Below are 11248 nucleotides of genomic sequence, written 5' to 3'. Positions count from 1 at the left end.
GAGCCAAGAGCTAAGAGCTAAGAGCTAAGAGCTAAGAGCCAAGAGCCAAGAGCTAAGAGCCAAGAGCTAAGAGCCAAGAGCTAAGAGCCAAGAGCCAAGAGCCAAGAGCTCCCCTCATCCGCCCCTGCGGGGCACCTTCTCCCGCAAGCGGGAGAAGGGAAGGCACGTATTGCTTCTTCTCCGCGGTCAAATCTTCAAAACCTCCACCCGATAACTCGGCTTCTCCCCGCTGTTGTCGATGATCAAGCCATGCACATCCGATTCAAACCCGGGGAAGCGGGCGTTCTGTTCGCGGGCGATGCGCAGCGACTGGATGATCGGCTCATCGCTGGCACCAAAGCGCTCGCCCGGCATGATGGTCGGGATGCCGGGCGGGTAGGGCACCAGCATGGTGCCGGCGACGCGGCCGCTGAGCTGGTCGATGTCCACCCGTTCGATCTCGCCACGCACCAGATGGTTATAGGCTTCGGCAGGCGTGATCACCGGCTCCGGCAGCTCGACGTACATCTCGCGCATTACCTCTGCCACGCGGAACTCGCGGTTGAACTCATGCAGGGCGGCACACAGATCGCGCAGGCCCCAGCCAGCGTAGGCGCTGGCATTGTCTTCCAGCAGGCTGGGCAGTGACTGGCTCAGCGGTGCGTTGGCGTCGTACAGGTCCTTGAACGCGAGCAACTCGGTGACCAGCGTGCTCCATTTGCCCTTGGTGATGCCCATCGAGAACAGGAACAATACCGAGTACAGGTTGGTCTTCTCCACGGTGATGCCGCGTGACCACAGGAACTTGCTCAGCACCGCTGCCGGAATGCCCAGCTTGCCCATCTCGCCGTCCATCGACAGCCCGGGCGTCAGCAGGGTGACCTTGATCGGATCGATCAGTACATAGTCGTCGGCGAGATTGTCGAAGCCGTGCCAATGCGCATCCGGGCGCAAATACCAATCCGGGCGCGAAGTGACCATCGGCTTGCTGCTGTCGCCCTTGGCCAGGGTGCGTTCCACGCCATCGGGCTGCCAGACCTTGAACCACCAGTCATCGCGGCCAAGGTCCTCACTGACATGCAGCATCGCGCGGCGGAAGGCAACGGCTTCATTGTGCATTTCCTGCACCAGCGATTTGCCCGCGTCACCTTCCATCATCTTCGACGCCACGTCGCAGGAGGCAATGATGCCGTAATGCGGGCTGGTGGAGGTGTGCATCATGAAGGATTCGTTGAAGCGTTCCGCATCCAGTTCGCGTGTTGCCGCATTGCGTACATGGATCATCGATGCCTGCGAGAAAGCAGCCAGCAGCTTGTGCGTGGAGTGGGTGGTGAAGATGATCGCATCCTGCTCACGCGGCTTGCCCTTGGCCATGCCATAGTGGTTTTCGTAGAAGGGATGGAACGCCGCATAGGCGTACCAAGCCTCATCGAAGTGCAGGAAGTCCACAGCTGAGCCGAGATTGTCGGCAATCTTCTCGGCGTTGTAGCAGAGCCCATCGTAGGTGGAGTTGGTGACCACCGCGATGCGCGGCTTGGCGCCGGGCTTGGCCGCCTTGCTGGCCAGGGGATTGGCCTGGATCATCTTCTGCAGGGCCTCACCGGAGAACTGGTCCAGGCTGATCGGGCCAATGATGCCGTGGGCGTTTCGGCTCGGGGTGAAGTACACCGGGATGCCGCCGGTCATGATCAGCGAGTGCAGCAACGACTTGTGACAGTTGCGGTCGACGAACACGATGTCGCCACGCGCCACGGTGCCATGCCAGACGATCTTGTTGGCAGTGGAGGTGCCATTGGTGACGAAGAAGGTGTGGTCGGCGCCGAAGTTGCGCGCGGCCTCGGCTTCGGCGTCACGGATCGGGCCGGTGTGGTCGAGCAGGGAGCCCAGCTCCGGCACCGAGATCGACAGATCGCTGCGCAAGGTGTTCTCGCCGTAGAACTGGTGCAGTGCACGGCCTACCGGCGACTTGGTGAAAGCTACGCCGCCAGCATGTCCGGGCGTATGCCAGGAATAGTTGGATTGTGCCGAATGGTGGATCAATGCCTTGAAGAACGGCGGTAGCAGTTTCGCCATGTAGTCGTCGGCGGCGCGCATCACCTGGCGGGCGATGAAGCTCTTGGTGTCCTCGAACAGGAAGATGTAGCCGTGCACGAACTTGAGCAGCTTGCTCGGTACTTTCTCGATGGTACGGCGTTCGCCGTACAGGAACACCGGCAGGTCGGTGCGACGCTGGCTCTGCTCACGCAGGAAGGCGAGCAGGCGCTGGAACTGGTCGTCATCGTCCTCGGTGCCATCGATGGAGATCAATACCGCCGATGCAGCCACGTAGGTGCGTGCGCCGGCGCGGGCATCATCCAGGTTCAGGCCCGTGAGCACGCGCTGCTCGCTCTTGCGTAGTTCCTCGGCCAGGGCGCGGATCAGGATGCCGGCGATACGTGGTGATTCGTAATCGGCATCGATGATGACGATAGGGTAGTCCAGTGATTTGAAGTACATGATGTTTTCCTATCTACCGAGCGGGGGATCAGTTCGTGCTGGCACGGGCGGTGCCATTCGGAGTGAATTGGGCCAGGCGCTGCTTGCGGCGCTCTTCGCTGAAGAACGGATAGAACACGGTGATGAACAGTACGAACAGGAAGGCGTACTGCACGATGCTGCCGGACGAGCCGTAGATGGCCCACAGGCAGTAGACGACGGTGATGCTGGTCAGCACCCAGAAGGCGCCGGTATGGGCCAGCGTATGCGAGCGTTCCACCACGAAGTAGCAGGCCACGCAGGAATAGATGTAGGGCAGCAGGGTCAGCACCACCGCCGCCGAGGTGATCACGTCGAACTGCGCGGATGCGGTTGCCGAGGTGGAAGTGACCAGTACCGCCAGTGTCATCAGGATGGCAACGATGAGCACGCCCTTGACTGGTACCTCGTCCTTGTTGGTCTTGCTGAAAATGCTCGGGAACAAGCCATCGTCCGAGGCGGCCTTGGCACTCTGTGCGGTCAACAGGATCCAGCCACCGAGCGAACCGGCTGCGCCAACGAAGGCGCACAAGCTGACCAGCGCGCCGCCCCAACCGCCAACCGCGCTTGCTGCGGCCAGCGCGAACGGTGCGTCGGAGACCTGCAGGTCGGCGTTGGGGACCATGCCCATGATCACCGACGAGCTGGCAATGTAGGCGATGGCCGCGAGGAACACGCCGGCCAGGGTGGCGCGGGCAACGTTCTTCTCCGGGTTCTCGACCACACCTGCAGTCACAGATGCGGATTCAACGCCGATGAAGGCCCATAGGGTCAGGGCCGCCGCGCTGGAGACGGCGCCGAAGTTGGATTGGCCGGAAACGTTGTAGGCACCCTTGAAGATGGCCGGGTCGAAGTAGAACCAGCCGAAGATGGCGATGCCAAGGATGGGCACCAAGGCGAAGCTGGTGGTCACCGTCTGCACGCGGGTGACGAAGGATGGCCCGATCACATTGGCGAAACTCAATGCCCACACCAGCAACAGCACCGCGACACAGCGCGGTACCGGATCGGACAGGACCGGGAAGAAATAGCTGAAGTAGCCGACTGCCGCGATCGGGATGGCAACATTGCCGATCCAGTTGGCGAACCAGTAGATGGTGTTGGTCTGGAAGCCCATGTAGGGGCCGAACCAATCACGCGCATAGGCGTACGGGCCGCCCGCCTTCGGTGCCAGCTTGCCGAGCTTGGCGAACACGAAGGCCAGCAACAATGCGCCGGCGGTGGTGATCAGCCAGCCCCAGATCGAGGCGGTGCCGATCTTGGCGAGGCTGGAAGGCAGCAGGAACACGCCTGAGCCCATCATGTTGCCTGCCACCAGAAAGGTCGCACCAACGACCCCGATTTTCTTCTGACCTGCCATGACTATCTCCTCTCACCGGCGTTGCCGGGTAATTCGATGGGAAGGACATTGCGTGAATCGTTGGGTGGCCAGCCGCACGTGAGGTGCGGTCATCGGCTGCCTGCTACTTGATGAAGTTGTATTGCAGGCTGCCCTGCAGGCGCAGGGTGTCCGCATCGCGGCCGTTCTGCAGTTGCTGCTGGCCGTAGAGCAGTTCCATGCCCATGGTCCAGGACGGTGCAGGGCTCCACAGCAGGTTCAATGCCGCGTAACGGCTGCGCCGGAATGCATCGCTGGCCAAGGCATCGGCGCTGTCGATCTGCAGTTGCCCGTAGATCAGGTTGGAGCGCCACAGGTCCGACCAGTAGTGGGTGTAGCCGAAGAAGCCGCCACGCAGTGGCAGCGCCTTGAGCCGGCCGTCGGTATCGAGGGCGGCATCGAGATTGGAGCCGGTGAGGTCGGCGGTATAGCGGCTGATGCCCTTGCCGCCAATCAGGCCGAACAGCAGCAGGTCACGTTCGGCTACCGCATAGGAACCACTCAGCTGCAGGCCGCCGCCGACGGTGCGGTCGCTGCGGCCATCGCCGTCGTAGCCAAGGCTGCGCAGCACCGCGCCCAACTGCAGGTGGCCCCAATCACGCTCCATGCGTGCGACCAGGCTGATGTCGGGCAGGTGCTCGGTCTTGCTGTCGTTGTCGCCGGTGTTGGCGAGCTGCGAATCGGGGTTTTCAGCCGCCACGGTAAGGCTGTTGCCCTTGCCCAGCGCGAAGCTGTGGTGGATGCCTGCCACCAGCAGGTAGCCGGCCGCGCCGGGGCCGGCAAAGTCCAGCGTGTCCGGTAGCGAGTCGGCATCCATGAAGGTGGAATAGCCGTAGCCGGCATAGGTGTTGCCCAGTTGGCCGTAGGCGTGGCGCAGGCGGAACTCGTAGCTGTCGCTGCTGCCGAAGAAATCGTTCTCCAGGTAGAAACGCAGCTTGCCGTGTGTGGTAGGGCGCCGCGCTTCGAAGCTGAAGCGGGTCTGCTTGGCATGCATGCCGAAGTGCGAGACATCGCGGTGCGGGCTGTCGACCGGAATCGACGAAGTGATGAACTGCTCGGTGTCACCGGCGGCTCGCCGGTCTGCAATGGCGTCGAGTTTTGCGTAGCCGCCGAGCCGGATCATTGTCTCGGTGCCCGGGATTGCGATGAATCCCTTCAGTTCCGGGTCGGTCGGTGACGGTGCGTTGTCCAGGCGCGAGGCGGCGGTGGAAGGGTCTGCGACCGAGTCACGCGCCGGCAGTATGCTTTGTGCGGCGGTCGTCTTGGCGGTGGCAGGGACTGCCGCGTCCAAGGGGGATGTCGTGGTTTGCGGCGGTGGAAGTGGTGGAGGTTTTGGGGTGGGACTTGCCTGTCCCTGCTCCAGTGCATCCAACCGCGCGTTGAGCGTTTGCAGATGCTGCTGCGCCTGCGCGATCTCCGCCCGTAAAGCGGAAACGGAGTCCTGCGCGCCTGCTGCGCCGGGCAGCAGCGCAAGTGGCAACAGTGTGGCCAGCGTCAGTGGTTTCATCGCCTGTTCCGTGGAGAAGAAAACGTCACTCACGGCCGGAACACATCCCCGCCGCGATTCACCTATCGCTTGCGTGGCGACACGCTGACTGCCCCCTCAGGCTGCGTGAGACCTGCCTATTTACCATCGTTGAAATCAGGTTATGACTACGTGAATTTGGGATGAAACCTATTGTCATAAATGGTGAGAATCTGATTGTGGGAGGCTCAGTTCTCCGTTTCTGTGCGCCCGATCTCCAGCGGAACCCGGCTGCCATCCAGCAGCCCGCGACTGAGCGTGCCATCCTCGATGAACAGCAATTCGCCGTTCTCACCGTCCTTGATGCTGCTGTCGATAGCGATGATGCGATCACCGTGGAAGCTGCTCACGTGCGGCATCGAGGTGTGGCCGACCACGATGCGCTTGAGCCCGAGCTGGTCAAGCACGGTCTGCACGCCGGTGGTATCCAGCTGGCCGTTGAAATAGCCGCGGTACCAGATGGGGCTGGTCTTGCCGTCGTACAGCGGTGCGGTGGCTGGATCCGCCTTCACGTCCGCCTTGGGGCGGCCCAGCGAGGCCTGGTATGCAGCGTTGGTGGCCGCTGGATCGAGTGCGAGTTGCAGTGCGTCGGGTGAGATGCCGCCATGCAGGAACAAGGTGTCGCCGATGCGCAGCAGCACCGGGCGCGTGCGCAGCCACTGCCCGATCACCGAATCGGCACCATACAGCTGCGGATAGCTGCGGCCGAGCAGCTGGGCGCTGCGCAGGTACTTGGGATTGACGTAACGCAGGTCGTCGTACAGCACCATCGTTTCATGGTTGCCGAGCACGAAGTGCACTGCACCGCCCGCCTGCGCGGCCTGCTGCTGCAGGCTGTAGAGCAACCAGAAGGCTTCGGTGACCTGCGGGCCACGGTCGAATACGTCGCCGGCGATGACCAGCGTGTCCTGACCCAATGCCCAGTTGTCGTCGCCGTCGATCACGCCGTTGGCGCGCAGCAAGCGGCGCAGCAGATCGTACTGGCCATGGATGTCGGAGACGGCAACGATGCGCGACACCGCGGGTAGTGCTGCAGCAGCTGGCGTGGCGAGCGGGGCGATGCGCAGTGCGTGCGGATAGCCACACTCTGGTGCAATTGCACGGGTGATAGCGCGCCTTGCTTTCACCTTTCGCGAGACCACCCTGTCGTCGCAGATCCATTGTGCCTGCAGTCGCTTGCCGTCGCGGAACACATAGGGGCCATCGGCCTGCACATGCGACGCTGGCTGCGGCACCTCGCGGGCATTGGCATCCAGGGCGGGCAGGGCACTGCACAGCAGCAGGATGAGCAGGACGCGGAGGATGGGCATTGCAGGCTTCCAGAGGCGGGTGACCGTTTGCACCCGCCTGCAGCCTATGCGTTCGCTGCGCCGGCAGCATGTGCTATCGGTTGGTGCTGCCTGCTGCTCAATCGCGGCGCAGCGCGCTACGGCCCGGTGCGGTGGGCAAGGCATCGCTGCCCAGTACAACGCGATTGCGGCCCTGTTTCTTGGCCTGGTACATGGCGGCGTCGGCACGTGCCATTACCCGCTCGTAGTCCGGGTGGCCGTCATACAGGGCGACGCCGATGCTGGCGCTGATGGGCAGGAGCTGGCCATCTGCGAGGGTGACTGGCGTATCGACCAGGCGCCGGCACAGGCCTTCGGCGATCACCATGGCCTGGCGTTCTTCCACCGCCACAAGCACGACCACGAATTCTTCGCCGCCGTAGCGGAATACGTAGTCGCTGCCACGGGTGAACTGACTGAGGATGCCGGCGACGTGTTGCAGGGCGCGATCTCCGGCTTCGTGGCCGTGCTCGTCGTTGATGGCCTTGAAGTGATCCAGGTCCAACAGCAGCACGGCGAAGCTATCGCCGGACTTTTCCGCAAGCTCGATTTCGCGGCGCAACACGGTGGGCAGGAAGCGACGGTTGAGCAGGTTGGTCAAGGCATCGCAACCGGCATCCAGTTCGCCGATGCGCTCGAACAACATGCCGAGCAAGGTGCGGATCTGGCTGACCTTGGAGCGCACATCCTGCAGCTGCGCGGTACGCGCGGCAGGGTCGCTGTCCTGCTGCAGGGTGTGCTGCAGCAGCTGGTCGACGTCATGGATCAAACCGCTGATCTGGCGGGTTTCGGAGCTCTCGCCAAAACTCGGAATGCCTTTGTGGTTGAACCAGAGGCCGAACTCCGAACGCGCCAGGGTCTGGAAACTGCCCAGGTCGCCCTGCGCCGCCAGCGCGTAGAGGAGGGTGTTCTCCCAATCCAGCAGCAATGCACGCTGGCGCTCGCGCTCGGTGCTGACGTTCTGCACCAGCGAGAACAGCCGGTAGGCGGCATCCGTGCGTGAGGAACGTTCCCGTGCGTTGGAATAGGCCAGTGTCATACCCTCCAGCGCGATGTCGAACGATGCGGTGAGGCTGGCAATGGCGGCATGTGCGGTCTCGCCATGCCCGGCCTGCTCGCCGATCAGCTGGAACAGGCGTTGCTTCAGCACGCGGGTGCCACGGGTAACCAGGTCTACCGGTATGCCCACGCGCGCATGCACATCGCCGATGACGCGTTGGTTGGCGATCAGCTGCTCGACGTTGTCGGGTGTTGCCCGCAGCAGGTCCCTGACCCAACGCTGCATGGCCGGCTGCAGTCGCACCCGGACCTGGTCATGTGACATCGAGCGTGAGGCACGCGCGTCGTTCATCATGACCTTGTAAAAATGCGCGGCCAGTTCAGCGGCATGCGCGTCGGCCAGGCTTGCGAGGATCTGGCTCGCCTCGACACCGGCGGCATCGAGGCTGTGTTTCCAGGCATCTGCGAGCGCGCTGCTGTCGGTGTCTGGGGGTGGTGCGGGGACGATGTTCATGCGTACGACCGGTAAAGTGCCAAGAGGCAGCCGACTATTATCGGCAGCAACAACAGGTTTTTGAGGACGTTGTGTTGATGGTTGGATTCACTGTTTGTTCAAGTTCACTTGTGTTGGGCACCACTATCGGAATGGCGCGATGATCAGTGCCGGCCCGTTTCCGTTGATGGCGCTGGTTGCCCTGTTGGCGCTGGCGATTGGCTGGTTCTTCGCGCGTGCATTGGCGCCAGCTGCCGATGGAATGCGCAGCCGTGCCGGTGCGGTGGTGCTGGATGCGTTTCTGCTGGGCTTGCTGGGCGCACGTCTGGGTCATGTGGCGCTGCATGCTGGCGACTATCTCGCGCAGCCGCTGTCCATCATTCGTCTGGGCGATGGTGGTTATTCGATTTGGGCAGGCCTGCTGGTCGCAGCGGCCTATGCAATGTGGAAGACCCGCCAACGCATCCTGCGCAAGCCGGTGCTACTGGGTCTGGCCGCCGGCGCGGCGTTCTGGGCAATTGGCGGGATGGCATTGTTCGCAGTGCAGCGATCGTCCATTCCATTGCCGGACGCAGTGCTGGTTGACCTGCAGGACAAGCCCGCACCCTTGTCAGCCTTTGCCGGCAAGCCAACCGTGATCAATCTGTGGGCGACGTGGTGTGGGCCGTGTCGGCGCGAGATGCCGGTGCTGGCACAGGCGCAGCAGGCGCACCCGCAGGTGCAGTTCGTCTTCGCCAATCAGGGCGAAACCCGCGATGAAGTCGCCGGCTATCTGCGCACCGAGAACATGCAGTTGAGCAATGTGCTGCTGGATGCCGAATCACAGGTGATGCAGCAGACCGGTGCGCGCGCATTACCGACAACGTTGTTCTTCGGCGCCGATGGGCGGCTGCGCAATGTGCACATGGGCGAGCTGTCGCGCGCCACGCTGGAAGCGCGCCTGCGCGAAACGCAATAACCCCTTTCCTGAAAGAGACACACGATGATGCGTTCCCGTTCGATGTTGCTGTTGTTGTCCGCCATGACGCTGACGCCGCTGGCCTGCGCACAGACTGCCAGTGCCCCGGCGGCTACTGCGGCAAAGCCGGCTGCGGCCAATGAGCCGGCGGTAGTGAAGACCCTGCGTTCGCAGGGCGTGGAGTTCATGGGGACGTTCGAAACGCCGGTTGGCCTGACCGGCTATGCCGGCGTCGCCGGCCAGCGACCGCTGGGCGTGTACGTGTCCAAGGATGGTGAGTACGCGGTGGTTGGTACCCTGGTCAACGCCAAGGGTGAGGATGTCAGCGCCGCCAAGCTCAAGGAGCTGGTATCCGGGCCGATGGGCCAGCAGGCCTGGGCCAAGGTGGAAGCCAGCCATTGGGTGCGCGATGGCAAGGCCGATGCGCCGCGTGTCATCTATTCCTTCAGCGATCCGAACTGCCCGTACTGCAACCGTTTCTGGGAAGCGGCGCAGCCGTGGGTGGCCGCAGGCAAGGTGCAGATCCGGCAGATCCTGGTCGGCGTGATCCGCGAGGACAGTGCCAACAAGGCCGCTGCGATTCTGGGTGCTGCCTCGCCGGAGCAGGCGCTGATCCAGAACGAACGTGATTTCGCAAAGGGCGGCATCAAGCCGCTGGCGACGGTGCCGGCGGCGGTGCAGGCCAAACTGCGTGCCAACGAGGCCTTGATGCTCGATCTGGGCTTCCAGGGCACGCCGGGCATCCTGTTCAAGGATGCCGACGGCACGGTGCAGATGCGTTCGGGAATGCCGCAGGGCGATGACATGCAGACGGTGCTCGGCCCGCGCTGATCACTGAACCGGGCGGCGGCGATGTAATAGTCTCCGCCGCCACTGGCTGACTAAGCTGGCCCCGCTATGAGGAGCCAGCCATGAGTCACGACCACAACCATCTGCCCAGCGAAATCCGCCACGAGAAACCACTGTGGTGGGCGCTGGGTCTGACCACCGCCTATCTGGTGGTGGAAGTCATTGGTGCGTTCTGGACCAACAGCCTGGCGCTGTTGTCCGATGCCGCGCACATGGCAACCGATGCGATCGGCCTGATGATCGCGTTGACCGCTGTTCGCCTGAGCCGGCGTCCGCCTGATGCCAAGCGCACCTACGGCTATGCGCGGTTGGAAGCGCTTGGTGCGGTAGCCAATGGCCTGCTGTTGTTCGGCGTGGGTATCTACATCCTGTTCGAGGCCGTGCAGCGCTTCCAGCAGCCGCAGGACATCGCCTCCACCGGCATGATGTGGGTGGCTGCGTTTGGACTGGTGGTGAACCTGATCGCAATGCGCCTGCTCAGTGCTGGTAGCGGCGAGAGCTTGAACGTCAAGGGTGCTTACCTGGAAGTTTGGAGTGACATGCTCGGTTCGGTGGCTGTTATTGCCGGCGGCCTGATCATCCACTTCACCGGTTGGACCCTGGTGGATCCGATCTTGGCCGTGTTGATCGGCCTGTGGGTGCTGCCGCGCACCTGGGTGCTGCTGCGCGATGCGATCAACGTCTTGCTGGAAGGTGTGCCCAAGGGCGTGGTGCTGGCCGATATCGAGGCTGCGCTACGTGGGCATGCCGGTGTCGCCGGTATCCATGATCTGCATGTTTGGGCGCTGGCATCGAGTACGCCGGCCTTGACCGTGCACGTGGTGATGCAGGATGGCCAGGCGCCGGATGTGCTGCGTCGACAGCTGGCGGACCTGCTGCATGAGCGGTTTGATATCGACCATGTGACGGTGCAGGTTGAGGCGGATCACTGCGGCGATGACTGTGCCGACAAGAAGGTGGCTGGCGGTGACCACGACCACGACCATGATCATGATCATGAAGGTCATGCGCACGGGCCGGATCATCAAGGCCATCATGGGCATGTGCATCGCTGAGGTAGTGCCGAGCCATGCTCGGCAGAGGCTTTACCGGTAGATTTTCGGCGTTGTAGGAGCGGCGTCAGCCGCGAAGCTGGCATCGCTGAAATCACCGGTACAACTGCAATCTGATTGATCTTTGGCTTCGCGGCTGACGCCGCTCCCACAAACTGGGGCGCGTTCCCGCA

8 protein-coding genes are annotated in these 11248 nt (G+C 62.9%); 3 read left to right on the top strand and 5 right to left on the bottom strand.

All coding sequences use genetic code 11. From position 1 onward, the window contains the following. Window positions 1-186: 186 nt before the first annotated feature. The 5 genes from QMX78_RS17055 to QMX78_RS17035 all read right to left on the bottom strand — a co-directional run bounded on the left by QMX78_RS17055 (window position 187) and on the right by QMX78_RS17035 (window position 8237). Window positions 187-2475, bottom strand: a complete 2289-nt coding sequence (locus QMX78_RS17055; RefSeq protein WP_282271759.1) for an Orn/Lys/Arg decarboxylase N-terminal domain-containing protein — start codon at window positions 2473-2475, stop codon at window positions 187-189. A 28-nt stretch (window positions 2476-2503) separates the two neighbouring features. Then, window positions 2504-3853 (bottom strand): arginine/agmatine antiporter, encoded by a 1350-nt coding sequence (gene adiC / locus QMX78_RS17050; protein ID WP_282271758.1) that lies wholly within the window; start codon window positions 3851-3853, stop codon window positions 2504-2506. Between the two features lie 103 nt (window positions 3854-3956). Then, window positions 3957-5378, bottom strand: a complete 1422-nt coding sequence (locus QMX78_RS17045; RefSeq protein WP_282271760.1) for a DcaP family trimeric outer membrane transporter — start codon at window positions 5376-5378, stop codon at window positions 3957-3959. A gap of 206 nt (window positions 5379-5584) precedes the next feature. Continuing rightward, complete coding sequence (locus QMX78_RS17040) at window positions 5585-6706, bottom strand: metallophosphoesterase (protein ID WP_282271757.1); 1122 nt, start codon at window positions 6704-6706, stop codon at window positions 5585-5587. A 97-nt stretch (window positions 6707-6803) separates the two neighbouring features. Then, complete coding sequence (locus tag QMX78_RS17035) at window positions 6804-8237, bottom strand: GGDEF domain-containing protein (protein WP_282271756.1); 1434 nt, start codon at window positions 8235-8237, stop codon at window positions 6804-6806. Window positions 8238-8331: 94 nt separating this feature from the next. On the opposite strand from QMX78_RS17035, the gene QMX78_RS17030 reads away from it, so the two are divergent. From QMX78_RS17030 to QMX78_RS17020, 3 genes are all read left to right on the top strand, one after another. After that, a complete protein-coding gene (locus QMX78_RS17030; RefSeq protein ID WP_282271755.1) occupies window positions 8332-9174 on the top strand; it encodes a TlpA disulfide reductase family protein in 843 nt (280 codons plus the stop codon). Window positions 9175-9198: 24 nt separating this feature from the next. After that, window positions 9199-10005 carry a thiol:disulfide interchange protein DsbG gene (dsbG, locus tag QMX78_RS17025; RefSeq protein ID WP_282271754.1) on the top strand — a complete coding sequence of 269 codons (807 nt, stop codon included), beginning with the start codon at window positions 9199-9201 and terminating at the stop codon, window positions 10003-10005. An 80-nt stretch (window positions 10006-10085) separates the two neighbouring features. After that, window positions 10086-11078, top strand: coding sequence for a cation diffusion facilitator family transporter (locus QMX78_RS17020; RefSeq protein WP_282271753.1), 993 nt, complete (start codon window positions 10086-10088; stop codon window positions 11076-11078). Window positions 11079-11248: the final 170 nt, after the last annotated feature.

It is taken from the genome of Stenotrophomonas sp. PS02298 (assembly GCF_029959445.1).
Lineage (GTDB): Bacteria > Pseudomonadota > Gammaproteobacteria > Xanthomonadales > Xanthomonadaceae > Stenotrophomonas.
This window is presented reverse-complemented; position numbering and strand designations above follow the sequence as displayed.